Below are 23,341 nucleotides of genomic sequence, written 5' to 3' on the forward strand. Positions count from 1 at the left end.
GCGCGAGCGCTACATCCGCGACACGGAGTCGGGGGACCATTGGCCCAGCATAGAAACCCTCCGCCGCCGAGGCGCGATCATGGCCAGAACCAGCGCGACCGCCATCACCACCGCGCTGACGGCGAACCCGGCCACGAACCCGCCCTCCCCCGGCACGCCGACCACGATCACCGCGCTGACCTGCGTCCCGAGCGAGGCGCCCACCGTCCGGATGAGCGTGTTGATCCCCGTCGCGACCCCCGTCTCCCCCACGGGAACCTCCGCGACCACCAGATTGGCCACCGCCGCATACGCGAACCCCAACCCCACCCCCCGCGCGATGCCGCCCACATACAACTGCCACATGTCCTCATGCTGAAAGGCCACGAAGGCATATCCCGCCCCCGTAAGGACGCCCCCCGCCATCAACACCACCCGCGACCCGACCCGACGATCCAGAAGCCCCGCGGCCATCCCCGCCACCGTCATCCCGATACTCGCCGGAAGCTGCAACAACGCGGCCTGAGTGGCACTCCCCCCAAACCCGAACCCCGTGCTCTCAGGCAGCTGCACCAACAACGGAAACAAAACGCCACCCGCCATGAGCGCGTACCCGGCCAGCAACGAAGCCGCGTTGGCCGTCCAAACTCCCCGCCGCCGCATCACCCGAAGATCGACCAGCGGCGCCTCAACCCGTCCCTCAACCCACAACCACAAACCCGCCAGAACAACAGCAAGCCCCAGCAACCCGAGCACCCCAGGCGACCGCCACCCCCAATCCATCCCCTGCGTCAACGCGGTCAAGGCGGCGACCAGCCACCCCGCGAAAAGCGCGGCCCCCCACCAGTCGATCCGCACCCGCGTCCGCACCGCCGACCGTGGAACGATCCACCAAGCCGCCACCATGCCCGGCACCAGCCCCGCCACCGGCACCCAGAGCAGCCACCGCCACCCCAAATGATCAATGATCGGCCCCGCGATACACCACGACACCGCCCCACCGAGCCCGAGCATCGACGACATCAACCCCACCGCCGAAGCCAGCCGCTCAGGCGGAAAGACGTCCCGAATGATCGTGTACGCCAGCGGAAAAACCCCGCCCCCGATCCCGCTGAGCACCCGCCCGACCACCATGACCGCCAACGACCCCGCCAACGCGGCCACGACCATCCCCACCACCGCGACGGCCAGCACCACCATCAACACCCGCCGAGGCCCGAACTGATCCCCCAACCGCCCGATCACCGGCGTGGAAACCGCCGCCGACAACGTCATGGCCGTCAACGCCCAAGCCGCCCCCGCCGCCGACGTCCCCAACCCCTCCTGCAACAACGGCAACGCAGGCGTAACCACCGCCACAGAAAGCGAGTAACCCATAACCCCCAAAAACGCCAGCAGCCCCACCAGCCACCGCCCACCCCCCACATCCACCACCCAAACATTCTCAACCCCCACCCCAACGCAACCCCACCCGGGCCGCCAACCGCACCACAAGCCCCAAAAAGCGCGCCGCAATCCCGTCCACAGGCTTCGCCCCTGCCCACAACTCGAGGCAACTCACGCGAAGCAACACGCGCCCTGAACGCACGGCACGGACACGCAACGTGAACACGCGCCACGAATGCGTGATGTGAACGCGTGATGTGAACGCCCGGCGTGAACGCGCAACGTGAACGCACGACGTGAGCACGCGATGTGGGCGCCTGGCGTGGACGCGCCACGTGGACGCGCCACGTGGACGCGCCACGTGGACGCGCCACGTGGCTGCGCGGCGTGGACCCGGGGCGTGGACGCGTGGGGTGAGCACGCGATGTGGACGCGGCGCGTGGACGCGCGGCGTGGACGCGCGGCGTGGACGCGCGGCATGAGCCCACGGCATGAGCGCGCGGGGTGGACACGCGGGATGAGCGCGCGGGATGAGCGCGCGGGATGAGCGCGCGGGATGAGCGCGCGGGATGAGCGCGCGGGATGAGCGCGCGGGATGAGCGCGCGGGATGAGCGCGCGGGGTGAGCACGCGGGGTGAGCACGCCGCGTGGACGCATGGCGTGAGCACGCGATGTGGACGCGGGGCGTGGACGCGGCGCGTGGACGCACAGCGTGGACGCACAGCGTGGACGCACAGCGTGGACGCACAGCGTGGACGCACAGCGTGGACGCACAGCGTGGACGCACAGCGTGGACGCACAGCGTGGACGCACAGCGTGGACGCACAGCGTGGACGCACAGCGTGGACGCACAGCGTGGACGCACAGCGTGGACGCACAGCGTGGACGCACAGCGTGGACGCACGGCGTGAGCGCGCGGGGTGAGCGCGCGGTGTGGACGCGCCGCGTGGACGCATGGCGTGAGCACGCGATGTGGACGCCTGGCGTGAGCGCGGGGCGTGGACGCGGGGCGTGGACGCGGGGCGTGGACGCGCGGCATGAGCGCGCGGCATGAGCGCGCGGCATGAGCGCGCGGGGTGGACGCGCGGGGTGAGCGCGCGGGGTGGACACGGGGCGTGGGCGCGGGGCCTGGACGCAGGGCGCGGGGGCGGGGGGTGGGGCTGTGTGTGGCTTGTGGGATGTGGGTGGGGCGATGTGGGGGTGGGGAGGGGGGTTGGTTGGGGAGGCCGGGGCCGTCGCTTGGCTTTGAGGGTGGCCTTGCGACGGCCCCGGTCTGGGATGCGGGCCGCCTCAGGGGGAGGAGCGGGCCGCTTGTGGCTTAGCTGGCTTCGGGGATGGGGAGGGTGGGCTGGCCTGGGACGCCGAGGGTGTCTTCTACCAGGGAGACGAAGACCTCGGCGTCGTGGAGGAGGTCGTCGGCCTCGTGGGGGGCGACGGCTCGGGGGAGGCCGGCCTCGGCGGCGGCGCGCTTGTCGGCGCCGGCGGCGAAGAAGGCGGCCCATTCGCGCAGGGCGGGCTCGGCTTCGGGGAGCAGGACCCAGACGCTGCGGGGACGGCCCCGGCGGTGCGTCTCCAGGGGTTCCTTGGTGGCCAGGACGGCCGCGGCGGCGCGCAGGGCGGCCAGGTGGGCGCAGACGTAGCGGACGGCCGGCGAGGTCGCCTCGGCGGCCTCGGCCAGGCCCATGCGGGCCGCGTGGAGCTGCCCGACGGCCGTGTGGGCGGGCCGTGGCGCAGGAAGCGGACGGGGTCGGGGGGTGGCCGCGCCGAACTGGGCGGCGGAGTGCACACCTCGTGCGGTCATCGTTCCGGACATGACTGCCTCCTTCCGGCTCGGGCGCCGGCCGGGCGGAGAGCTTCCCCTCACTCCGCCCGGCCGTCGTCCCCCGCCGATTCCGGCGGGGGACGCCGCCCAGGTGCGAGCCGCGAGTCCCGCACCACCTCGAACATAAGTTCGACGCATTCACAGTAAACAGGGCCCGTGATGATTCGTCAATACGTTCGAACGCGTGTTGCCACGCTCTGCGATCTTGACGAGTAAGCCCAGGTCATCCCTATGAGAGCAGGTGGGTCTGACAGTCAGCGGTACTCGGGCGGGAGCCAGTGGCCCAGGGACGGGATGCGGGCTGTGGGGAGGGCTCGGAGGAGGCGCTGGAGTTGGGGTTTGGTGTTGTGGCGGTGCCAGACGACGGACCAGGGGGCGAGGGGTGTCGGGTCGGTCAGGCGGATTCGGTGGACGGCCGCTTCGGGGGTCAGCTCGACGCTCGCTTCGCCCAGGGCGACGTTCTCTTGGTCGCGGTTGATCAGTTCGGCGTAGTGGCTGAGGCCCATGGCGGGCTCGATGAAGCGGATCGGGACCTCGAAGTGGCGGGCGATGCGGGTCAGGAACGCGCGCGCTTCGGTGGCGCCCCCGGGGTCGGGCATGGAGATCCCCGGGAGGTCGGCTGGACGCATACGGGTGACCCCGGCGAGGGGATGGTCGCGGCCTACGAAGGCGGCCATGGGTTCCAGGTGGACGAGGCGGTGCGCGAGTTCGGACGGCCAGGGCCCGGGCAGGTCGTGCACCTGGCCGAAGGCGGCGTCGATCTCGCGGGAGCGGACGGCGGGCAGCGCGAGGGCGAGGCCCTGGCGCATGCCGGGCTCGATCCGCAGGTCCGGATCGGCGTCGATGAGGTCGCGGAGGATACGCCGAGGGCTGAACCGCTCGTCGAAGACGTCGACGCGCAGGCGGCCGGGATCGTCGCGGACGGCCTCGACCGCGCTGTCGAACGCGGCGAGGGCCTCGCGGGCCAGGGGGAGGAATCGGCGACCCGCGGCGGTCAGCTCGACGCGGCGGGTGGTCCGGTCGAAAAGGGGCGTGGCCAGGGCTTCTTCGAGCCTTCTCACGCGCCGGGAGAGCGCCTGCTGGGTGAGGAACAGGCGCTGGGCGGCGCGTCCGAAGTGCATCTCCTCGGCCACGGCCAGGAAGGCGCGCACGCCCGGGACGTCGACGGTCATGGCGTCAGGATCCGATTGACAACCGGTGCTTGTCAAAGGGGGCCGAGTACTTGTTGGACGCCCGGCTGAGCTGCGGCTTTCCTGAGCGCATGACGACCGACACGGCCCTTGCGCCGACGACCGAAGCGGTGTTCCAGCGGCTGCTGCGCGAGCGCGTGGTGTTCCTCGGGCAGGAGGTGGACGACGCCATCGCCAACCGGCTCTGCGGCGAGATCCTCCTGCTGTCGGCCGAGGACCGCACGCGGGACATCCACCTTTACATCAACTCACCCGGGGGCTCCGTCACCGCCGGGATGGCCATCTACGACGTGATGCAGTACGTCCCGAATGACGTGGCCACGCTGTCGCTGGGGTTCACCGCGTCCATGGGGCAGTTCCTGCTGTGCGCCGGTGCCCCCGGGAAGCGCTACGCACTGCCTCATGCGCGGATCCTGATGCACCAGCCGTCCGGTGGTATCGGGGGGACCGCGTCCGACATCAGGATCCAGACGGAGAACATGCTGTTCACCAAGCGCCGGATGCAGGAGCGGATCGCGTTCCATACGGGGCAGACCGTCGAGCGCATCGAGGCCGATTCGGACCGCGACCGGTTCTTCACCGCCGAGGAGGCCCGGGATTACGGGATCGTGGACGAGGTGGTCACCCGCATCTAGGGCCGGCGCAGGTGCACCGGCACGTTGGTGCCGAGGAGCTTGGGGAAGTCTTCGGCGACGTGCATCGGGAGCCGCACGCACCCGTGGGACGCGGGGTAGCGCGGCACGTCGAGCGCGCCGTGGAAGGCGATGCCCCCGTTGAAGTAGATGGGGTTGTAGAGCCGTCCCAGCGGTGAGACCTCCCAGCCGGACGCGCGGCGACCGGTCCGGAAGTCGCCGGTGCTGGTGGTGGCGTAGCGGCAGCGGGCGACCTTGGCACCGCGGTCCTTGGCGCAGTAGTACTCGCCCGAGCCCGAGGAGATGTGCGTGATCAGCTCGGGCTTGCCGCCCTTGTAGAGGACGAGGTACTGGCGGCGCAGGTCGACGTCCACCCGGTCGGCCTCGCGCCCCTTCTTGGCCATGGGCTGGGGCTCCTTGGGGGCGTCCAGAGCGTCCCAGGTCTTCTTGCTCACGGTGCTGGTGACCTTGAGCCGGTTGACCTTCTGGAACGCCCACACGGCCATCTGGGTGGTCAGGCCGTACTTCCCATCGGGCTTGCCCGGGGCGTAATGCAGCTCGGCGAGGCGGCGCTGGAGTTCGCGGACGGGCTCGCCCTTGGCGCCCGCCTTGAGTTTGGGCCGCGGCGGCTTGGGCGTGGGCGCCGGGGAACTGGACGTGGGCGACGCCGAAGGCGTGGCCTCGGCGCCCGCGGCGCCGGCGTCGGACTCGTCCCCAGAGCAACCCGCCACCAGGACGGCACCACCCGCGAGCAGGGCCGCCGCCGCGCTCGTCCGCCTTCGCACGCTCATACGCATCCTTTGTCCCCGCCACCCGATCAGAACACTTTAGGGTGCTTGTTCATGCATCCCAATGTCGATCGGGTCACAAATGATCTGCGCGCGAAGGGCGCGAACGGCGAGGTCGTGGAGCTGCCCGAGCCCGCGCCGACGGCGCAGGCGGCGGCCGATCAGCTCGGCTGCGAGGTCGGGGCGATCGCCAACAGCCTGATCTTCGACGCCGACGGGGTGGCGCTGCTGGTGCTCACCAGCGGCGCGCACCGGGTCGACACCGCCCGGGTCGCCGCGCTGGTCGGCGCGGCGAAGGTCAGGCGGGCGTCGCCGGAGTTCGTCCGGCAGTCGACGGGCCAGGCGATCGGGGGTGTCGCTCCCGTGGGGCACCCCGCGCCGATCCGTACCCTCGTTGATGTCTGGCTGGAAAAGTACGACGAGGTCTGGGCGGCGGGCGGGCACGTGCACACCGTCTTCCCCACCTCGTTCGAGGAGTTGCTGCGCATCACCGGCGGCACCGCCGCGGAAGTGGGGGAATAGATGGAGATCTGGCACAACCCGCGCTGCTCGAAGAGCCGCACGGCCAAGGCGGCCCTGGACGAGGCGGGCGTCGCCTACACCGAGCGCCGCTACCTGGACGACCCGCCGACGGCGGCCGAGCTCGACGCGGTCCTCACCAAGATCGGCGCCGAGCCGTGGGAGGTGGCCCGGATGACCGAGGCCGTCGCCAAGGAGCTCGACCTGAAGAACCTGGAGCGCGACCGGGCCCGCTGGATCGAGGTCATGGCGGCCAACCCGGTGCTGATCCAGCGGCCGATCGTGGTGACCGACGACGGGCGCGCGGTCGTCGCGCGCGACGCCGAATCGGTCGGCAGGGCCCTCGACAGCGAGTGACGCGGGTGTGATTCTGGGGAACCGACCAAGGACGGAGGGGCGATGACGGGGCAGATGCGCACCGGCCCGGCCGCGCGCGACGCGGAGTTCCGGGGGATCGACCCGCCCGCGCTCAACCAGCTGATCAAGCAGGTCCAGGACGCCAACACGGCGATCAAGGGCTGGCTGAACACGCACCGTCCGCCACCCGGGGTGTCGGCCACCGGGTACCGGCAGGCCGACCAGGTCGCGCAGTGGGCGGCCGACCAGCTCGGCATGCTGACCCGCCGCTACAACTTCGCGATCACGCATCCCGACCAGGGTGGCGGTGTCACTCCCCCGCCCGTCCCGTCGCCCGATCCGGGCCCTTCGGGAGGCCCGGGCAAGGGCCCCTCGGACGCCCCCGCCCCCGTGACGCCGCCGAGGCCGATCAGGCCGACGCCCCCGAATGGCGCGGGCGGCGATCTGGGCAACTTCCCCACCCGGCAGGCCGCGGCCAAGGCCGCCCGTGCCGACGCCCTGGCGGTCGCGACCGCGGTCAAGGGCGGCAAGCCGGTGCCCGACTCGGTCTGGAAGCACCTGAAGGCCAACGCCGACGACCCCGATTACACCGAGACGCTGCACGAGCGGCTCGGTCCCGGGTCGGCGGCGGCGCTGCTCAAGGCCGCGCAGGGTGACAAGGCCAGGCTGAAGGCCGTCCAGGAGTCGCTCGGCACGGCCAGCTACCACCTGACGATGGACGTGCGGTGGCTGCGGGCGTTCCTGGCCGAGGCCGAGCGCACCGGGGTCCATCCCGTCGCCGTCCAGGTTCTGACCGGCGCGAACATGAGCCGGAAGACCCGGGAGGCCTTGAACAGGCTGGGCCTGCGTCAGCCCAGCCCCACCTAGGAGACCCGATGGCCGCTCCGCCGCCGCCCGGCAGCCTCCCGCCGCCCCTGGACGAGGCCGCCGCGACACAACTTCCGCCCACCGAGAAGCCCAACCCGGCCTACCGGGAGCTCTACCAGGCCTATGCCGACGCCTACGGCAGCATCACCCGGCTGCGCACGGCGCTCGACCCGGCGATCAAGACCGCGCGCGGCTCGGACGCTTGGCTCGGCCCCGAGGCGCGCCAGTGGGGCGGCCAGCTCGACACCAATCGGGGAGCCCTGCAGAAGGCGGCCGACACGATCCTCTGGGACATCTACGACCGCCTGTCGGCCACCCAGCGCACGATGTCGCGGGCCTGAGCCCGATGCCGATCGCCACGCCGGTGCGGCGTCCCGCGCCACCGCCGCCACGGTCTAGCCTCGACGCGTGAGGGAAGCCAAGCTGCGCGAACTCGACGAGCGCGCTTTCCGGCGGCGTCTGCCCGCGATGCTCGACGTCTACGCGGCGGCCATGCGGCCCCCAGCCGACCAGCTGCCGGGACGGCACACGATCATGGAGCGCCACTCGGCGTATCCGCGGTTCCGCGCGCTGGTCGCCGAGCGTCCGGGTCTGCTGCCGGGCGGCGCCGCGATCCGGGGCTTCGCCTACGGGTTCCAGGGCGAGCGCGGCCAATGGTGGCACGACATCGTCCACCGGGCGCTGGTCGGGCTCGGCGGGGACGAGCACGCCGCGACCTGGCTGGACGAGCCGTTCGAGGTCGCCGAGCTGCACGTGCACCCGGGGTACCAGGGACGCGGCGTGGGCAGGCGGCTGCTCACCGGGCTGTGCGAGGGCAGGCCCGAGCGGACGGTGGTGCTCTCGACGCTGGACGGCGGCTCCGACACCCCCGCCAGGCGCCTCTACCGGTCGGTGGGCATGGTCGATCTGCTCACCGACTTCGAGTTCCCCGGGGGCGGGCCCCGTTACGCCGTCATGGGGGCGGCGTTGCCCCTGGCCTCGAATGAGGCCGCGCCGAGCAGGTCGTAGACCTCGCGCGTCGCGGTCGACTTGTTGAAGGTGATGAAGTGGATGCCGGGCGCGTCCTGGTCGAGCAGCTCGCGGCAGAGCTCGGCGGCGTGCTCGATGCCCAGCCGCCGGACGGCCTCGGGGTCGTCGCCGACGGCCTCGAACCGCGCGCGGACCTCGGGCGGGAAGGGCGCCCCCGACAGCTGCTCGGACCGCTCGATGGTGCTGAGCTGGGTGACCGGCATGATGCCCGGGATGATCGGGACGTCGCAGCCCTGCGCCGTCACGCGGTCGCGCAGGCGGAAGTAGTCGTCGGCGCGGAAGAACATCTGGGTGATCGCGTAGTCGGCGCCGGCCCGGCACTTGTCGACGAAGTAGCGGGTGTCGCTCTCGATGTCGGCCGAGCGCGGGTGCTTGTAGGGGAAGGCCGCGACGCCGACGCAGAAGTCGCCGTAGGAGCGGATCAGCTTGACCAGCTCGGCGGCGTACTCGACGCCCTCGGGGTGCTTGACCCACTCCCCCATCGGGTCGCCGGGCGGGTCGCCGCGCAGGGCGAGGATGTTGCGGACGCCCGCGGCGGCGAACCGGCCGATCAGGTGCCGCAGCTCGGCCTGGGAGTGGTTGACGGCGGTGAAGTGCGCCACCGGGGTGAGCGTGGTCTCGGTGGCGATCCGCTCGACGATGTCGACGGTGGTGTCGCGGGTGCCGCCGCCCGCGCCGTAGGTGACCGACACGAAGGTCGGGTTGAGCGCCTCCAGCTCGCGGATCGCGCGCCAGAGGTTGCGGACGCCCTTGTCCGTCTTGGGCGGGAAGAACTCGAAGGAGAAGGACTTGCCGCCGGCGGCGAGCAGCTCACGGATGGTGGGGGCTCGGTCTGGGCGCTCATGTCGCATCCTCCAAGCGTAGTGCCGTCCGTCCTGCTCGGGGTGCCGGTGGCCCGGTCGGGCGCTCCGGGGCCTTCCGGTGTGAGCCATACCACGGCGTAACGCGGAGATTTCCCACCAAACACTCCCCTTTCGCCGGGCGAAAGTGCCCGAACGCATGGATACGATCACCGCATGCCCACGAGCCGCATCCGCAAGGAGGTCGACGAGGCGCTGCTGGCGTTCGTCGACAGCCAGCGCCCCGCGCTGCTGGCCGTCAGCGACGATCTGGCGCCCATGCTGAGCGCCCTGGACGTCCTGATCTCCGGCGGCAAGCGGCTGCGGCCGGCGTTCTGCTACTGGGGCTGGCGCGGCGCGGGGGGCGACGACCGTCCCGGCATCGTGAACGCGGCCGCCTCGCTGGAGATGCTCCAGGCCAGCGCGCTGATCCACGACGATGTGATGGACGCGAGCGACACCCGGCGCGGCCGGCCGTCGGCGCACCGCAGGTTCGAGGCGATGGCGCGGGAGAACGGCTGGCCCGGCGCGGCCGGGCCGTTCGGCGAGGGCGCGGCGATCCTGCTCGGCGACCTGTGCCTGGCCTGGTCGGGCGAGATGTACGAGCGGAGCGAACTGGACCGTGACAGCCTCGCCCGAGGGCGTCCGGTCTACAACGTCATGCGCACCGAGGTCATGTCCGGCCAGTACCTCGACATGCTGGAGGGCGCCCGGGGCCGCAGCACCGTCGAGACCGCCCTGCGGGTGGTGGAGTACAAGTCGGCCAAGTACACCATCGAGCGCCCGCTGCACCTCGGCGCGGCCCTGGCGGGAGCGCCCGCCGAGGTCACCCGGGCGCTGAGCGGGTACGGGCTGCCGCTCGGCATCGCGTTCCAGCTGCGCGACGACGTCCTCGGCGTCTTCGGCGACCCGGCCGAGACCGGCAAGCCCGCCGGGGACGACCTGCGCGAGGGCAAGCGGACCGTCCTGGTCGCGCTCACCGCCGAGGGCGCGGGCCCGGCCGAGGCCGCGCTGCTCGAGAGCAGGCTTGGCGACCGCGACCTGACCACCGCCGACGTGGACGCCCTGCGCGAGATCATCGAGACGACCGGCGGCCTGGCCGCCTGCGAGGCGATGATCGACCGCTATGCCGAGCGGGCGCAGGAGGCTCTGGAGGCCGCCCCGATCACCGAGGACGCCCGGCACGCGCTCAGCGAGCTGACCATCGCCGCGACCGCCCGGAGCGTCTGAGCCCGCTTCCCGCCGAGTGGCAGGATGTGGCCAAAACGGGTCGCCGGGGTAGCACCGTCCCACCAAATGGTGGCACAAATGTCGGCATGCCAGCCGAGAGTCCCGACCCGCCGGACACACCGCGCCTGAGCCCGCTGCCCGAGGCCGAGTGGGACGACGTCCTGAAGGTCATCGCCGCCACGACCGGCCCGCTGAACATCTTCACCACCCTGGGACGCCATCCCGACCTGCTGCACGCGTGGATCGGCCTGGGCTCGATGCTGCTCTCCAAGGGGACGCTCGACGCCCGCACCCGGGAGCTGCTCATCCTGCGCGTCGCGCACCACCGCTCCAGCGAGTACGAGTGGCACCACCACCGGCGGCTGGGACTGGAGGCGGGGCTGTCCGAGGTCGAGATCGCCGCGCTGCGGCTGCCCACCGGCGACCACCCGTGGACGGACGACGACCGCGCCGTCCTCACCGCCGCCGACGAGCTGCACGACACCGGCACGCTGGGCGACGCGACCTGGGACGTCCTGTCGCGGCGGTTCGGGGAGCGGGAGCTGATCGAACTGATCTTCGTCGTCGGCCACTACCACATGGTCGCCTTCGCGCTGAACGCCCTGCGCGTCCAGCCCGAGAAGGACGCCTGATGCGTGCGCCGCGACGCTGGATGTGCGCTGCGGGGGTGCTCATATCCGCGCTGGCGCTGGCCACCGTCCCCACGGGGGCCGGACGGGCCGCGGCGGGCCGCTGCGGCGACCCGGCCGAGCGCCCCTGGTGCCGGACCGGCCTGCCCGCCGACGAGCGGGCGCGGCTGCTGGTCGCCGCGATGACCGCCGACGAGAAGATCGCGATCCTGTCGTCCGACGACCCGTTCGGCGGGCCGCTCGGCGGGTTCAGCGAGAACGCCCACGCCGACACCAACTGGGGCATCCCCCGCCTGGGCATTCCGGCGCTCTACATGGCCGACGGCCCGGCCGGGGTCCGGCAGGGCAAGGCGACGGCGCTGCCCGCCCCGATCGCCCTCGCGGCCGGATTCGACCCCCAGGCCGCGCAACGGTACGGCTCGGTCGTGGGCTGGGAGGCCCGCCACCGGGGGAACGACGTGGTGTTCGGCCCGACCGTGGACGTCCTGCGCACCCCGCGCAACGGGCGGACGTTCGAGGGCTTCGGCGAGGACCCCTACCTGTCGGCGAGCCTGGCGGCACCGTGGGTGCGCGGCGCGCAGGACCAGGGCGTGATGAGCTCGGTGAAGCACCTGGCCGCCTACGCGCAGGAGACCGACCGGCTCGAACTCGACATGAAGGTGGCGCGGCGCACGCTGCGCGAGATCTACCTGGTGCCGTTCGAGTCGGCCGTCAAGGACGGCCGCGCCGCCACGGTCATGTGCGGGTTCGGCAGGCTCAACGGGCGCTGGGCCTGCCAGGACGGCACCGTCCTCAACGAGATCCTCAAGGGCGAGTGGGGCTTCGACGGGTTCGTCGCGTCCGACCACACCGCCGTGCGCGACGAGGTGGACGCGGCCAACGGCGGCCTGGACATGGAGCTGCCGGTCGGGATGAAGTACAACGCCTTCCTGCTCAAGCGGGCCGTCGAACAGAACAGGGTCGCGCAGGCGACCGTCGACGGCCACACCCGGGCGATCCTGCGCACGATGTTCGCGTTCGGGGTGTTCGACCGGGCCGAGTACCCCAACGACCTCACCGGGATCGACCGCTCGGCGAGCGAGGCCGAGGCGCAGCGGATCGCCGAGGGCGGCATGACGCTGCTGCGCAACCAGGGCGGCGCGCTGCCGCTGCGCTCCCCCGGCTCGATCGCGCTGATCGGGCGGGGCGCCGAGGCGGTGCCGAGCGGCAGCGGCTCGGCCAGTGTCGAGCCGTTCACCCACGTCACCCCGCGCGACGGCATCACCCGGCGGGCCGGATCGGCCACGAAGGTCACCTACCACGACGGCGGCGACCGGGGCCGGGCCGCGCAGGCGGCGCGCGAGGCGGACGTCGCGATCGTCTTCGCCACCGACTCGCAGGGCGAGTTCTTCGACAAGTCGTGCCTGACACTGCGGTGCGGCGACCCGTGGCGCGGCGACCAGGACGCGCTCATCTCCGAAGTGGCCAAGGCCAACCCCAAGACGATCGTGGTCCTGGAGACGGGCGGGCCCGTGCTGACCCCGTGGGCCGGTCAGGTCGCGGGCATCGTCGCCGCCTGGTACCCCGGCCAGCGGGCCGGGACGGCACTCGCCCGCGTGCTCTACGGCGACGTCGACCCGGGAGGGCGCCTGCCGGTGTCGTTCCCCGTCGCCGAGGCCGACGCGCCCACGGCGGGCAACCCCGAGCAGTACCCCGGGGTGAACAAGACCGTGACGTTCTCCGAGGGCGTCTTCATCGGGTACCGGCACTACGACGCCAAGAAGATCGCGCCCCAGTTCCCGTTCGGGCACGGGCTGTCGTACACGACCTTCGCCTACAGCGGGCTGGACGTCGGCCCGGAAGCGGTACGGGTCACCGTGACCAACACCGGCTCGCGCCCCGGGGTGGCCGTGCCGCAGCTCTACCTCGGCCTGCCGTCCACGGCCGTTCCCCAGCCGCCCCGGCAGCTCAAGGGATACCAGAAGCTCACTCTGGCCCCCGGCCAGAGCGGCCAGGTCACCTTCCCGCTGACCTCCCGTTCCCTGTCCTACTGGGACGAGGAGGCGAGCACCTGGAAGGTCGCCCCCGGGTGCTACAAGGTGACGGTCGGAGGCTCGTCCCGCGACGCCGCGCAGACCGGCTCCTTCGCGAGGGGGTCCGCCACCTGCTGACATCGAACGCGCGCGGAGAGTAAAAGATCACCGTTCCTCCCCCGCCGCGAGCGCGCACGCGGTAAAAAGGGGACATCTTCGTCCGATCCCCCGCAGTCGGAGCCCTCAGTGCCGCACGATCCCTCCCGAGGGGGGACGACGTCCCCTCCCCCGCGTACGGCCCAGGCACGCCCTGAACGCGACGAGCTGCCCCTGGTGCCGGACGACCCGCGCCGCATCGGCGCCTACACGCTCGTGGCCCGGCTCGGCGAGGGCGGCCAGGGCGTGGTCTACCTCGCCCGCGACGACGCGGGCGCCCCGGTCACGGTGAAGCTGCTGCGCGCGGGCGGCGCCCGGGCGCGCAGCCGGTTCGTCAAGGAGGCCGAGGCGGCGCTCCAGGTGACGGGCCGCCACACCGCGCAGGTGCTGGACGCCGACGTCACCGGCGACCGGCCCTACATCGTCAGCGAGTTCGTCGAGGGCCCCTCGCTCCAGCACGTCGTGGCGGACCGGGGCCCGCTCACGCCCGCGCAGCTGCGCAGGCTGGCGATCCGCACGGCCGCCGCGCTGGCCGAGATCCACCGGGCGGGCATCGTGCACCGCGACCTCAAGCCGGGCAACATCGTGCTCGGCCCGGACGGCGCCAAGGTGATCGACTTCGGTATCGCGCGCATGACCGACGCGACCCCGCTCACCACCGACGGCCCGATCGGCACCCCCGCGTACATGGCGCCCGAGCAGATCGAGGACGAGCCCGTCGGCCCGCCCGCCGACATCTTCGCCTGGGGCGCGACGCTGGTGTACGCCGCGACGGGCGTGCCGCCCTTCGGGACGGGGTCGAGCGCGGCGGTCATGCGCCGGGTGACCACGCGCCGTCCCGACCTGGGCGACCTGGACGGCCCGCTGCGCGACCTGGCGGCCCGCTGCCTGGACAAGAACCCCGCGGCCCGTCCGACCGCGCGCCAGCTCGTGCGCGCGCTCAAGGAGGGCGTCCTGCCCGCGGCCAAGCCCAGGCCGAAGCAGATCCCCCGCTACCGCTGGCGCATGATGGTCGCGCTGGCCGGAGTGATCACCGCCGGATTCGTGCTGGGCATCCTGTTCTAGAAGGGGTGCCCCGGTCACCAGTGCGGCGGGCGGTCCTCGATCAGGCGGGCGTCGTCGTCGGACTCGCCGCGCCACTCGCCCCAGCCGGTGTCGGTGTCGTCGCCGGTCTGGTCCGGCAGGATCTCGATCTCGTCGTCGGTCAGGTCGACCGGCCGCTCGTCGTCGGGTCCGAGGTTCATGGCCCCATTCTCGGCCATGACGGGCGGCACCCGGTCATCGGGTCCCCAGACGTCGGGCGAACTCGGCCGCGGCCTCGCGCGGGTCGCCGGCCTCGGTGATCGCGCGGACGACCACCACCCGAGTGGCGCCCGCCTCGATCACCTGGTCGAGGTTGCCCAGGTCGATGCCGCCGATCGCGAACCACGGACGTCCCTCGCCCCGTCCGGCGACGTGCCGCAGCAGGCCGGGGCCGGGGGCGTGGCGTCCGGGCTTGGTGGGCGTCGGCCAGACCGGGCCCGCGCAGAAGTAGTCGACCCCGGGCTCGGCGGCCGCCGCGTCGGCCTGGTCGCCGGAGTGGGTGGAGCGCCCGATCAGGACGTCCTCCCCCACGATGGCCCGCGCGGCCGCGACCGGAAGGTCGTCCTGCCCCAGGTGCAGGACGTCGGCGTGCGCGGCGTGGGCGACGTCGGCGCCGTCGTTGACGGCCAGCAGCGCCCCGTGCCGCTCGCACGCGGCACGGAACACCCGGAGGTACTCCAGCTCCTGGCGCGCCTCCAGACCCTTCTGGCGCAGCTGGACGACATCGACCCCGCCCCCGAGCGCCGCGTCGAGGAACTCGGGCAGGTCGCCCTGACGCTCGCGCGCGTCGGTGCACAGATACAGGCGCGAGCGGCTGAGCCGAGCGCGCAGGGCGACCGCGCGGTCGGAGAGGAGGTGGCCGGGCACGCTCCTAGAATGCCAGGGCCTGCGCCCGCCGCCTGACCTCGGTCCCCCGGTTCTCGGCGAGGGCCTGCACGGGCGTTCCCGGGAGGGTGTCGTCGGCGGTGAAGAGCCAGCGCAGCGTCTCCACGTCGTCGAAGCCCGCGTCCGAGAGCAGCGTGAGCGTGCCGGGCAGGCCCTTGATGACCTGGCCCTCGGAGATGAACTCGGCCGGCACCATCGGCTGGCCCTCGCGCCGGATCGCCAGCAGCTTGCGCTCGCTGAGCAGCTGCTTGACCCGGTTCTGCTTGATGCCGAGACGCTCGGTCGTCTCCTTGAGGGAGAGCCACTCACCGACGAGCCCGTCGGTCTGGGGGTCGAGCGTCTTTTCAACGGTTGCGTGCAGTTGCGTCACGTCAACCTGCCTACCACGCCCCCGTCCCCCTCAAACCATTCAGCGTTTCACTGCCTGGCGTAGGGGAACGCCCGGGTCGGCGAGAAGCGCCGCGTCGACCGGGGTCCCGGCCGCGATGACGCGTTTGGCCTGGACGAGATCCTTGGGCCGGTCGACCGTCAGGACTGCGTCCAGGCGGTCGCCGGTGAGCCAGCACAGCGTCCACTGGGCCTCGCCGGGGTCGCCCCTGCGCACGAGCCGTTCGGCCTCGGCGTGGTGCCCGGCGTACTGCACCATCCGCCCGAACTGCTCGGACCAGAAGTAGGGCGCCGTGTCGTACTCGGCGTCCTGGCCGAGCAGGGTCGCGGCGGCGACGTCGGGGGCGTTGAGGGCGGCGTCCCAGTGCTCGACGAGCATCCGGCGCCCGTAGCGGCGCGACCACCAGGCCGCGCAGTCGCCCACGGCCACGACGTCCGGACGGACCGTGCCGTCCACCGAGACGCGGAACGAGGCGTCGGTGACGACGCCGCGCTCCAGGTCGAGGCCGGAGCCGTCCAGCCAGGCCAGCTCGGGGCGCACGCCGACGCCCACCAGGACCTCGTCGGCGGCCAGCCACCCGCCGCCCGCCAGCGCCAGGCCGCCCGCCTCGACGGACGCGACCTTGACGCCGGTGCGCAGCGCGACGCCCGCCTCGGCGTACCAGGGGGCGGTCAGGGACCCGATCTCCGCGCCGAGCGCGTTGGCCAGCGGCGCGTCGGCGGCCTCGACAACCGTTACCGCGCAGCCCTTCTTGGCGGCGGCGGTGGCGACCTCGGCGCCGATCCACCCGGCGCCCACGATCGCCAGGCGGGTGCCCTCGGTGAGGCGCTCACGCAGGGCGAGCGAGTCGTCGATGGTGCGCAGCACGCGCTGGGGCCCGTCGCCCGGCAGCGTGATCGGCACCGCTCCGGTCGCGATGACCAGGCCGTCGAAGGGCAGCTCGCCCGCCTCGGTCCGCACCGCGCCGCCGCGGCCGTCCAGCCGCAGGGACGTCGCGCGCTCGCCGAGCCGGAGATCGACGCCAAGCTCGTCCCAGGCGGCGTCGACGGTCGTCGCGTCGGTCTCCCCGGCCAGGACGGCCTTGGACAGCGGCGGACGGTCGTAGGGGCGATGCCGCTCGGCCGACAGGAGCGTCAGCGCTCCCCGATACCCCTTGCCCCGCAAGGACTCGACGGCGCGCACGCCCGCCAGCCCGCCGCCCACGACGATCACCCGTTCCATGGGCGATCACATTAGCCCGGGATGGTCGAGAAACGCTCCAGCGGTCGTAGTCTGGGTGGAGGAAAGCGCGGGAGTCCGGTTCGACCGGGCTGAGAGGGCGACTGAGGCCAATCGGGAGATCACTCCCCGGCCGCACGGGTCGCCGACCGCCACGACCTGATCCGGATCATGCCGGCGAAGGGAGCGCCATGGAGATCGTGATCGTTGGAGCCGGGGTCGTCGGGCTGGCGACCGCCTGGCGGGCGGCCGCCCGAGGGGCCGCCGTCACCCTGGTCGACCCGGCACCCGGGAGCGCGGCCACGGCCGTCGCCGCGGGAATGCTCAATCCGGTCAGCGAGCTGACCTACGGCGAGGAACCGCTGCTGCGCCTGGGGCTGGCGTCCCGCGAGCGGTACGGCGCGTTCGTCGCCGAACTGGAAGAGCTCACCGGCCTCGACACCGCCTACCGCGCCGACGGCATCGTCCAGGTCGCCTTCGACTCCGGCGACCTCGGCTATCTCGACGACCTGCGCCGGTTCCAGGAGTCGCTGGGCGTCCCGGCCGCGCCGCTGACCGGACGCGAGTGCCGCGAGCTGGAGCCGATGCTGGCCCCCGGGGTCAGGGGCGGGCTGCTGGCCCCCGAAGACGGCTCGATCGATCCCCGGCGGCTGGCGCCCGCGCTGCTGGCCGCCGCCGAGAAGCGGGGCACGCGGCTCGTGCGGCGGCGGGCCGAGGGCGTGCTGGTCGAGCGCGACGCGGCGGTCGGCGTCCGGCTGGACGACGGCACCGAGCTCCGGGCCGACCGGGTGCTGCTGGCCGCCGGGCCGTGGTCGGGCGACCTCGACGGGCTCCCCCCGGGGGCCGTTCCTGCGGTCCGCCCTGTCAAGGGCCAGGTCATCCGGCTGCGCACCCGGGTTCCGTTCCTGCGGCGCTGCGTCCGGGGGCTCGTCCAGGGCTCCTCGATCTACCTCGTGCCGCGCGCCGACGGGGAGATCGTCCTCGGGGCGACGCAGGAGGAGCTTGGCTTCGACACCCAGGTCACCGCGGGCGGGCTGTGGGAGCTGCTGCGCGACGCGCGCGAGCTGCTGCCGGGCATCACCGAGCTGGACTTCGTCGAGGTCTCCGCGGGGCTGCGGCCAGGCTCGCCCGACAACGCCCCGGTGATGGGCCCGAGCCCGCTGCCCGGGCTCGTCCTCGGCACCGGGCACTTCCGCAACGGCATCCTGCTCACGCCCGTCAGCGCCGACATCCTGACCGACGTCCTGCTGGACGGAACGGTCCCCGACGTCGGCCTCCCCTTCACCCCCGCCCGCTTCGAGGAGCAGCGATGACAGAGCCAGGCCGAGCCGTCCGCGTGATCGTCAACGGCGAGCCCCGCGAGCTGCCCGAGGGCGCCAGCGTGGCCGACGCGGTGGCGGTGGTCTCCCCGGCGCCGTCCGGGGTCGCGGCGGCGCTCAACGACGAGGTCGTCCGGCGGTCCGCCTGGGACGCGACGACGCTGAAGGACGCGGATCGGCTCGAAGTGCTGACCGCCGTGCAGGGAGGGTGAACATGGACCGCAACGGGAGCGACGACCCCCTCGTCATCGCGGGCGAGGCGTTCGGCTCACGGCTGATCATGGGGACCGGCGGGGCGCCGAGCATGAGCGTGCTGGCCGAGGCGCTGGCCGCCTCCGGCACCGAGCTGACCACCGTCGCGATGCGGCGCGTCGACCCGGCGGCGCGCGGCTCGGTGCTGGACGTCCTGCGCGAGGGCGGCATCCGCGTGCTGCCCAACACCGCTGGCTGCTTCACCGCCGGCGAGGCCGTGCTGACCGCCAAGCTCGCCCGCGAGGCCCTCGGGACGTCCTGGGTGAAGCTTGAGGTGATCGCCGACGAGCGGACCCTGCTCCCCGACCCCATCGAGCTGGTCGACGCCGCCGCGCAACTGGTCGAGGACGGCTTCACCGTCCTGCCCTACACCAACGACGACCCGATCCTCGCGCGGCGGCTCGAACAGGCCGGCTGCGCGGCCGTGATGCCGCTGGGCTCGCCGATCGGCTCCGGTCTGGGCATCCGCAACCCGCACAACATCGAGCTGATCGTCGAGCGGGCCGGGGTGCCGGTCATCCTGGACGCCGGTCTCGGCACGGCCAGCGACGCCGCCCTGGCCATGGAGCTGGGCTGCGACGCCGTGCTGCTGGCCACCGCCGTCACCCGCGCCCAGTCACCCGCCCGGATGGCCGCCGCCATGCGCCACGCGGTCGAGGCCGGACGGCTCGCGCGGCTGGCGGGCCGCATTCCCAAGCGCCGCTACGCCGAGGCGTCCTCGCCCTGGGAGGGAATCAGCCGGGCCGAATAAGCAGAGCTAAACGGTCACCTATAGAAATACTCGCTGGACCTGCACATTCGCCCGCCCCAGACTGGGTGCCACTTGCGGTGCAACCCCAGGCCGCATCTCGGTGTTCCTCGGTTCGATGCCGACCGAAATGTCCCCAACCTAGGGTGCGAATCATGAAGCAGGCAGTGGACCGGCGTGCCGTCGTGGCCGCCTCGGTGACCGTCGTCCTGTGGGCGTCGGCCTTCGTGTCGATCCGCAGCGCGGGCGAAGACTACAGCCCGGGCGCGCTGGCGCTCGGCCGGATGGCGACGGGCGCGCTCGTCCTCGGCCTGATCCTGGTGATCCGCCGGGAGGGGCTGCCGCCCCGCGCGGCCTGGCCCGGGATCGCGGTCTCCGGCGTCCTCTGGTTCGGCCTCTACATGATCGCGCTCAACTGGGGCGAGCAGAAGGTCGACGCGGGCACCGCGGCGCTGGTGGTCAACGTCGGCCCGATCCTGATGGCACTGCTGGGCGGCTGGCTGCTCAAGGAGGGGTTCCCGCCGCGGATCATGGCCGGGATGGGGGTCTCGTTCGCCGGAGCGGCGGTGGTGGGCCTCTCGATGTCCGGCGACGGCAAGTCGTCGGTCGTCGGGGTGCTGCTGTGCCTGTTCGCGGCCGTCGCCTACGCCGCGGGCGTGGTGATCCAGAAGCCCGTCCTGCGGCACGCCTCGGCCCTCCAGGCCACGACGTTCGGCTGCGCCTTCGGCGCGCTGGCCTGCCTCCCGTTCGCCGGTTCGCTGGTCGCGGAGATCCCCGACGCCTCGGTCCCGGCGACGCTGAACATGCTCTACCTCGGGATCTTCCCGACCGCCATCGCCTTCACCACCTGGGCCTACGCGCTGGCCCGGACCTCGGCGGGCAAGATGGGCGCCACCACCTACGCGGCCCCGGCGCTGGTCGTCCTGATGTCGTGGGCCTTCCTGGACGAGGTCCCCGGCCTGATCACCCTCGGCGGCGGGCTGCTCTGCCTCGTCGGGGTGGCGGTGTCGCGCTCGTCCCGCAAGCCCGCCACGCCCGAGGCCGACCCGGCGCCGGACGTCCCCGCCGGGCTCGCCAAGTGAGCCCCACCGGTTGAGCCGTTCCCGGCCCCTCGCGCGTATCTCCTGCCGAGGGGCCGTCGACGCTCATACTCCGGACTGATGAGATCTGATTCCATTGACCTCTAAAATCTCACTGATGGACGCGACTGCGACTGATCCACTCGTGGGGCTGGTGCTCGACGGGCGGTACCGCATTGAGTCACGGGTCGCCCGAGGCGGAATGGCGACGGTCTACGTGGCCCTCGATCTCCGGCTCGACCGCACCGTGGCGCTCAAGGTCATGCACGGCGGCCTGGCCGCCGACGACGACTTCGTCGCCCGGTTCATCGGCGAGGCCAAGGCCGCCGCCGCGCTGTCCCACCACAACGTCGTGGCCGTCTACGACCAGCGCACCGACGGCGAGCACGTGTTCCTGGTCATGGAGTACGTCCCGGGACGCACGCTGCGCGACCTGCTCGAAGAGCGCGGCAGGCTCGGCCCCGGGGCCGCCCTCGAGGTCCTGCAGCCCGTCCTGGCGGCGCTCGGCGCCGCCCACCGGCGCGGGCTCGTGCACCGCGACGTCAAGCCCGAGAACGTCCTGATCCACGAGGACGGCCGGGTCAAGGTCGCCGACTTCGGGCTGGCCAGGGCCGAGACCGCCAGCAAGATGACCAAGACCGGCATGGTCATCGGCACCGTCGGCTACCTCGCCCCCGAGCAGGTGCTCTCGGGCAACGCCGACGTCCGCTCCGACGTCTACGCCGCGGGCGTCCTGTTGTTCGAACTGCTCACCGGGGTGCTGCCGCACCAGGGCGACTCGCCGCTCGCGGTGGCCTACAAGCATGTCAACGAGGACGTCCGGCCGCCCTCGGAGCTGGTGGCCGGGCTGCCCGCCGAGGTCGACGCGCTCGTCCAGCGGGCCATGAGCCGCGACCCCGCGGGCCGTCCGGACGACGCCGACGCCCTGCTGGGCGAGGTCGCGACCGTCCGGGCGGCGCTCCCGCCCGACATCGACCTGCGGGTCGAGCAGGCCGTCCACCGGCCGACCGCCGTGCTGGACGCCAGTCCCACCGACGGCCGCACCGCGATGTTCGAACCCGAGGCCACCAGCCGCTTCGAACCGCCGCCGCGCACCCGCGCCGACCGCGCCATCGGCGTCGTCACCGGCCGGTACGTCCTGATCGCCCTCGGCATGGTCGCCGCGATGATCCTGGCCTGGGCCGTCTGGTGGCAGACCTCCGGGCAGTACGACAAGGTGCCCGACAAGATCATCGGGATGAGGGTCGCCGACGCCCGCAAGGAGCTCCAGGGCGACGGCATCAGCGTCCGGGTGCTGGCACCGGTGTTCAGCGAGCGCGTCCGCAAGGACGCCGTCGCCCGCTCCGCCCCGGGTCCCGGCGCCCGCATCGCCCAGGGTGAGACGGTCACGCTGACGCCGTCCAAGGGCCGCGCTCCCCGGGACGTCCCCGACGTCTCCGGCAAGACCGAGGACGAGGCCAAGAAGGCACTCAAGGACAAGGGCTTCACGACCGGCGCGACCAGCAGCGAGCCGTCCCAGACCGTCGACAAGGGCAGGATCACCCGCACCGACCCCCCGTCGGGCGAGAAGCACTCCCCCGACGTCCCGGTGAAGCTCATCGTCAGCAGCGGCATGTCGATGCCGTCGCTGGTCGGCCGCAACGCCGACGACGCCGCCAACCAGCTGCGCTCCATGGGCCTCAACGTCGACATCGACAAGAAGGACGGCGGCGGGGCCCGTCCCAACACCGTCCTCTCGCAGGACCCCGAGCCCGGCACCGGCGTCTCCCGCGAAGACTCCGTCACCCTCGTGATCAGCAAGAAGGACTGCCTGGTCGGCGACTTCTTCTGCAAGGACAGCGGCTCGGACGACGGCGACCAGATCCCCGTCCCGACGGTGATCGGGCGCTCGTTCGACGACGCGCGCTCGGCCCTGGAGGAATCGGGGTTCCAGGTCAGGATCGGCAGCCGCCTCACCAACCGGGTCGTCGGCCAGAACCCGGTCGCGGGCAACGCCGCCCGCGATTCGGTGGTCACGATCTGGGGCTGAACCAGCCTAGGCTGAAAGACCTATGACCTTCTCAAAGAGCCCCGTGGGGGCCCATGTGCCGGTGGCCGGGGGCCTGGCCACCGGGGGGCTGAAGTACGCCGCCCAGATCGGCGCCGAGGCCGTCCAGGTGTTCGTGGCCAACCCGCGCGGGTGGGCGCTCCCGGAGGGCAAGCCCGCCGAGGACGCCAAGCTGCGCGAGCGCGACGACGTCCCGGTCTACGTCCACGCGCCGTATCTGGTGAACTTCGGCTCGCCCAATCCCGAGACCCTCGCCAAGTCCGTGGAGACCGTCCGCCACTCCCTGCGCCGCGGCCGGGCCATCGGCGCGCGCGGCGTCGTCGTCCACACCGGCTCGTCGGTCACCCAGACCTACGACCAGGCGTTGGCCCAGATCCACGAGAGCGTCCTGCCGCTGCTCGAAGAGATCCCCGACGACGGCCCCGACCTGCTCCTGGAGCCGATGGCCGGGCAGAACAACATGCTGTGCGCGCGCGTCGAGCAGCTGGGCCCGTTCTTCGAGCAGCTGCGGCACCACCCCAGGCTCGGGGTCTGCTTCGACACCTGCCACGCCTTCGCCGCGGGCCACGACCTCACCGCGCCCGACGGCGTCGCCGAGACGATGGACGCCCTGGTCGCCACCGTCGGCGCCGGACGCCTCAAGCTCATCCACGCCAACGACTCCAAGGACCCCTGCGCCTCGGCCCGCGACCACCACGAGAACATCGGCGCCGGCCACATCGGCGAGAAGCCCTTCGCCGCGCTCCTCGACCACCCGGTCGTCAAGGGCATCCCGTTCATCATCGAGACCCCGGGCCGCAGCCCCGACCCCCACCGGGCGGACATAGAGACCCTGAAACGCCTCAGAGGCGACTAGTCACAAGCCGGGGCGGTCAAGGTGAACCTGC

At 72.6% G+C, this 23,341-nt stretch carries 25 protein-coding genes; 16 read left to right on the forward strand and 9 right to left on the reverse strand.

All coding sequences use genetic code 11. The annotated features are described in order from the left end of the window. Positions 1–9: 9 nt before the first annotated feature. The 3 genes from ACQPY4_RS27330 to ACQPY4_RS27340 all read right to left on the reverse strand — a co-directional run bounded on the left by ACQPY4_RS27330 (position 10) and on the right by ACQPY4_RS27340 (position 4,359). Positions 10–1,413, reverse strand: a complete 1,404-nt coding sequence (locus ACQPY4_RS27330) for an MFS transporter (protein ID WP_433325480.1) — start codon at positions 1,411–1,413, stop codon at positions 10–12. A 1,270-nt stretch (positions 1,414–2,683) separates the two neighbouring features. Then, complete coding sequence (locus ACQPY4_RS27335; RefSeq protein ID WP_433325482.1) at positions 2,684–3,178, reverse strand: SAV_6107 family HEPN domain-containing protein; 495 nt, start codon at positions 3,176–3,178, stop codon at positions 2,684–2,686. 263 nt (positions 3,179–3,441) lie between these two features. Further along, positions 3,442–4,359 carry a LysR family transcriptional regulator gene (locus ACQPY4_RS27340; RefSeq protein WP_433325484.1) on the reverse strand — a complete coding sequence of 306 codons (918 nt, stop codon included), beginning with the start codon at positions 4,357–4,359 and terminating at the stop codon, positions 3,442–3,444. Positions 4,360–4,448: 89 nt separating this feature from the next. Here ACQPY4_RS27340 and ACQPY4_RS27345 point away from each other — a divergent pair, with 89 nt between their 5' ends. After that, positions 4,449–5,012, forward strand: coding sequence for an ATP-dependent Clp protease proteolytic subunit (locus ACQPY4_RS27345; protein ID WP_433325486.1), 564 nt, complete (start codon positions 4,449–4,451; stop codon positions 5,010–5,012). Here the strand turns inward: ACQPY4_RS27345 and ACQPY4_RS27350 are convergent. After that, on the reverse strand, positions 5,009–5,800 hold the full coding sequence (locus ACQPY4_RS27350; protein ID WP_433325488.1) for a L,D-transpeptidase family protein: 792 nt from the start codon (positions 5,798–5,800) through the stop codon (positions 5,009–5,011). The genes ACQPY4_RS27345 and ACQPY4_RS27350 overlap by 4 nt on opposite strands. A 51-nt stretch (positions 5,801–5,851) precedes the next feature. On the opposite strand from ACQPY4_RS27350, the gene ACQPY4_RS27355 reads away from it, so the two are divergent. The 5 genes from ACQPY4_RS27355 (at position 5,852) to ACQPY4_RS27375 (ending at position 8,548) form a co-directional block, all read left to right on the forward strand. Further along, entirely contained in the window at positions 5,852–6,319 is a 468-nt protein-coding gene (locus ACQPY4_RS27355) for a YbaK/EbsC family protein (protein ID WP_433325490.1), read from the forward strand. Continuing rightward, positions 6,320–6,673 (forward strand): arsenate reductase family protein, encoded by a 354-nt coding sequence (locus tag ACQPY4_RS27360; RefSeq protein ID WP_433325492.1) that lies wholly within the window; start codon positions 6,320–6,322, stop codon positions 6,671–6,673. Positions 6,674–6,715: 42 nt separating this feature from the next. Then, entirely contained in the window at positions 6,716–7,540 is an 825-nt protein-coding gene (locus tag ACQPY4_RS27365; protein WP_433325494.1) for a hypothetical protein, read from the forward strand. A gap of 8 nt (positions 7,541–7,548) precedes the next feature. Next, a complete protein-coding gene (locus tag ACQPY4_RS27370) occupies positions 7,549–7,881 on the forward strand; it encodes a hypothetical protein (RefSeq protein WP_433325496.1) in 333 nt (110 codons plus the stop codon). A gap of 67 nt (positions 7,882–7,948) precedes the next feature. Beyond that, the gene (locus ACQPY4_RS27375; RefSeq protein WP_433325498.1) at positions 7,949–8,548 is read left to right on the forward strand and encodes a GNAT family N-acetyltransferase; all 600 of its coding nucleotides are present in this window, start codon (positions 7,949–7,951) and stop codon (positions 8,546–8,548) included. Here ACQPY4_RS27375 and metF read toward each other — a convergent pair. Beyond that, entirely contained in the window at positions 8,485–9,420 is a 936-nt protein-coding gene (gene metF / locus ACQPY4_RS27380; RefSeq protein ID WP_433325500.1) for a methylenetetrahydrofolate reductase [NAD(P)H], read from the reverse strand. The two genes, ACQPY4_RS27375 and metF, sit on opposite strands and share 64 nt — an antisense overlap. Positions 9,421–9,585: 165 nt before the next feature. On the opposite strand from metF, the gene ACQPY4_RS27385 reads away from it, so the two are divergent. The 4 genes from ACQPY4_RS27385 (at position 9,586) to ACQPY4_RS27400 (ending at position 14,500) form a co-directional block, all read left to right on the forward strand. Further along, positions 9,586–10,638, forward strand: a complete 1,053-nt coding sequence (locus ACQPY4_RS27385; RefSeq protein WP_433325502.1) for a polyprenyl synthetase family protein — start codon at positions 9,586–9,588, stop codon at positions 10,636–10,638. 86 nt (positions 10,639–10,724) lie between these two features. Then, positions 10,725–11,270 carry a carboxymuconolactone decarboxylase family protein gene (locus ACQPY4_RS27390; protein ID WP_433325504.1) on the forward strand — a complete coding sequence of 182 codons (546 nt, stop codon included), beginning with the start codon at positions 10,725–10,727 and terminating at the stop codon, positions 11,268–11,270. Further along, entirely contained in the window at positions 11,270–13,417 is a 2,148-nt protein-coding gene (locus ACQPY4_RS27395) for a glycoside hydrolase family 3 C-terminal domain-containing protein (RefSeq protein WP_433325505.1), read from the forward strand. The genes ACQPY4_RS27390 and ACQPY4_RS27395 overlap by 1 nt, the downstream gene beginning before the upstream one ends. A gap of 195 nt (positions 13,418–13,612) precedes the next feature. Continuing rightward, complete coding sequence (locus ACQPY4_RS27400) at positions 13,613–14,500, forward strand: serine/threonine-protein kinase (RefSeq protein ID WP_433325506.1); 888 nt, start codon at positions 13,613–13,615, stop codon at positions 14,498–14,500. 14 nt (positions 14,501–14,514) lie between these two features. Here ACQPY4_RS27400 and ACQPY4_RS27405 read toward each other — a convergent pair whose 3' ends face one another. Genes ACQPY4_RS27405 through ACQPY4_RS27420 form a run of 4 tightly spaced genes read right to left on the reverse strand, consistent with a single transcriptional unit; the run spans position 14,515 to position 17,012 of the window. After that, a complete protein-coding gene (locus tag ACQPY4_RS27405) occupies positions 14,515–14,679 on the reverse strand; it encodes a hypothetical protein (RefSeq protein ID WP_433325508.1) in 165 nt (54 codons plus the stop codon). Positions 14,680–14,713: 34 nt separating this feature from the next. Then, complete coding sequence (thiE, locus tag ACQPY4_RS27410) at positions 14,714–15,385, reverse strand: thiamine phosphate synthase (protein WP_433325509.1); 672 nt, start codon at positions 15,383–15,385, stop codon at positions 14,714–14,716. Positions 15,386–15,389: 4 nt separating this feature from the next. Then, positions 15,390–15,773 (reverse strand): Rv2175c family DNA-binding protein, encoded by a 384-nt coding sequence (locus ACQPY4_RS27415; protein WP_433325511.1) that lies wholly within the window; start codon positions 15,771–15,773, stop codon positions 15,390–15,392. Positions 15,774–15,812: 39 nt separating this feature from the next. Then, positions 15,813–17,012 (reverse strand): NAD(P)/FAD-dependent oxidoreductase, encoded by a 1,200-nt coding sequence (locus tag ACQPY4_RS27420; RefSeq protein ID WP_433325513.1) that lies wholly within the window; start codon positions 17,010–17,012, stop codon positions 15,813–15,815. Positions 17,013–17,200: 188 nt separating this feature from the next. Here ACQPY4_RS27420 and thiO point away from each other — a divergent pair, with 188 nt between their 5' ends. The 6 genes from thiO (at position 17,201) to ACQPY4_RS27450 (ending at position 23,310) form a co-directional block, all read left to right on the forward strand. Then, positions 17,201–18,322: a glycine oxidase ThiO gene (thiO, locus tag ACQPY4_RS27425; RefSeq protein ID WP_433325515.1), complete on the forward strand. Its 1,122-nt coding sequence runs from the start codon at positions 17,201–17,203 to the stop codon at positions 18,320–18,322. Continuing rightward, positions 18,319–18,540: a sulfur carrier protein ThiS gene (gene thiS / locus ACQPY4_RS27430; RefSeq protein ID WP_433325517.1), complete on the forward strand. Its 222-nt coding sequence runs from the start codon at positions 18,319–18,321 to the stop codon at positions 18,538–18,540. Before thiO ends, thiS begins: the two co-directional genes overlap by 4 nt. A gap of 2 nt (positions 18,541–18,542) precedes the next feature. Continuing rightward, positions 18,543–19,331 (forward strand): thiazole synthase, encoded by a 789-nt coding sequence (locus ACQPY4_RS27435; RefSeq protein WP_433325519.1) that lies wholly within the window; start codon positions 18,543–18,545, stop codon positions 19,329–19,331. 152 nt (positions 19,332–19,483) lie between these two features. Beyond that, positions 19,484–20,410: a DMT family transporter gene (locus ACQPY4_RS27440; protein WP_433325521.1), complete on the forward strand. Its 927-nt coding sequence runs from the start codon at positions 19,484–19,486 to the stop codon at positions 20,408–20,410. Between the two features lie 115 nt (positions 20,411–20,525). Continuing rightward, a complete protein-coding gene (pknB, locus tag ACQPY4_RS27445; RefSeq protein WP_433325523.1) occupies positions 20,526–22,436 on the forward strand; it encodes a Stk1 family PASTA domain-containing Ser/Thr kinase in 1,911 nt (636 codons plus the stop codon). A 22-nt stretch (positions 22,437–22,458) separates the two neighbouring features. Next, positions 22,459–23,310, forward strand: a complete 852-nt coding sequence (locus ACQPY4_RS27450; RefSeq protein ID WP_433325525.1) for a deoxyribonuclease IV — start codon at positions 22,459–22,461, stop codon at positions 23,308–23,310. Positions 23,311–23,341 lie beyond the last annotated feature (31 nt).

This window comes from Spirillospora sp. CA-294931, from assembly GCF_050946795.1.
Classification (GTDB): domain Bacteria; phylum Actinomycetota; class Actinomycetes; order Streptosporangiales; family Streptosporangiaceae; genus Spirillospora.

What these genes read in the sequence shown, in the direction of transcription:
- ACQPY4_RS27365 (WP_433325494.1), top strand. Translation starts at nt 6,716, where the DNA reads ATGACGGGGCAGATGCGCACCGGCCCGGCCGCGCGCGACGCGGAGTTC.
- ACQPY4_RS27420 (WP_433325513.1), bottom strand. Translation starts at nt 17,012, where the DNA reads ATGGAACGGGTGATCGTCGTGGGCGGCGGGCTGGCGGGCGTGCGCGCC.
- ACQPY4_RS27440 (WP_433325521.1), top strand. Translation starts at nt 19,484, where the DNA reads ATGAAGCAGGCAGTGGACCGGCGTGCCGTCGTGGCCGCCTCGGTGACC.
- ACQPY4_RS27340 (WP_433325484.1), bottom strand. Translation starts at nt 4,359, where the DNA reads ATGACCGTCGACGTCCCGGGCGTGCGCGCCTTCCTGGCCGTGGCCGAG.
- ACQPY4_RS27405 (WP_433325508.1), bottom strand. Translation starts at nt 14,679, where the DNA reads ATGAACCTCGGACCCGACGACGAGCGGCCGGTCGACCTGACCGACGAC.
- ACQPY4_RS27390 (WP_433325504.1), top strand. Translation starts at nt 10,725, where the DNA reads ATGCCAGCCGAGAGTCCCGACCCGCCGGACACACCGCGCCTGAGCCCG.
- ACQPY4_RS27395 (WP_433325505.1), top strand. Translation starts at nt 11,270, where the DNA reads ATGCGTGCGCCGCGACGCTGGATGTGCGCTGCGGGGGTGCTCATATCC.
- metF (WP_433325500.1), bottom strand. Translation starts at nt 9,420, where the DNA reads ATGCGACATGAGCGCCCAGACCGAGCCCCCACCATCCGTGAGCTGCTC.
- thiS (WP_433325517.1), top strand. Translation starts at nt 18,319, where the DNA reads ATGACAGAGCCAGGCCGAGCCGTCCGCGTGATCGTCAACGGCGAGCCC.
- ACQPY4_RS27355 (WP_433325490.1), top strand. Translation starts at nt 5,852, where the DNA reads ATGCATCCCAATGTCGATCGGGTCACAAATGATCTGCGCGCGAAGGGC.
- ACQPY4_RS27335 (WP_433325482.1), bottom strand. Translation starts at nt 3,178, where the DNA reads ATGTCCGGAACGATGACCGCACGAGGTGTGCACTCCGCCGCCCAGTTC.
- ACQPY4_RS27450 (WP_433325525.1), top strand. Translation starts at nt 22,459, where the DNA reads ATGACCTTCTCAAAGAGCCCCGTGGGGGCCCATGTGCCGGTGGCCGGG.
- ACQPY4_RS27385 (WP_433325502.1), top strand. Translation starts at nt 9,586, where the DNA reads ATGCCCACGAGCCGCATCCGCAAGGAGGTCGACGAGGCGCTGCTGGCG.
- ACQPY4_RS27370 (WP_433325496.1), top strand. Translation starts at nt 7,549, where the DNA reads ATGGCCGCTCCGCCGCCGCCCGGCAGCCTCCCGCCGCCCCTGGACGAG.
- ACQPY4_RS27345 (WP_433325486.1), top strand. Translation starts at nt 4,449, where the DNA reads ATGACGACCGACACGGCCCTTGCGCCGACGACCGAAGCGGTGTTCCAG.
- ACQPY4_RS27350 (WP_433325488.1), bottom strand. Translation starts at nt 5,800, where the DNA reads ATGAGCGTGCGAAGGCGGACGAGCGCGGCGGCGGCCCTGCTCGCGGGT.
- ACQPY4_RS27360 (WP_433325492.1), top strand. Translation starts at nt 6,320, where the DNA reads ATGGAGATCTGGCACAACCCGCGCTGCTCGAAGAGCCGCACGGCCAAG.
- thiO (WP_433325515.1), top strand. Translation starts at nt 17,201, where the DNA reads ATGGAGATCGTGATCGTTGGAGCCGGGGTCGTCGGGCTGGCGACCGCC.
- pknB (WP_433325523.1), top strand. Translation starts at nt 20,526, where the DNA reads ATGGACGCGACTGCGACTGATCCACTCGTGGGGCTGGTGCTCGACGGG.
- ACQPY4_RS27435 (WP_433325519.1), top strand. Translation starts at nt 18,543, where the DNA reads ATGGACCGCAACGGGAGCGACGACCCCCTCGTCATCGCGGGCGAGGCG.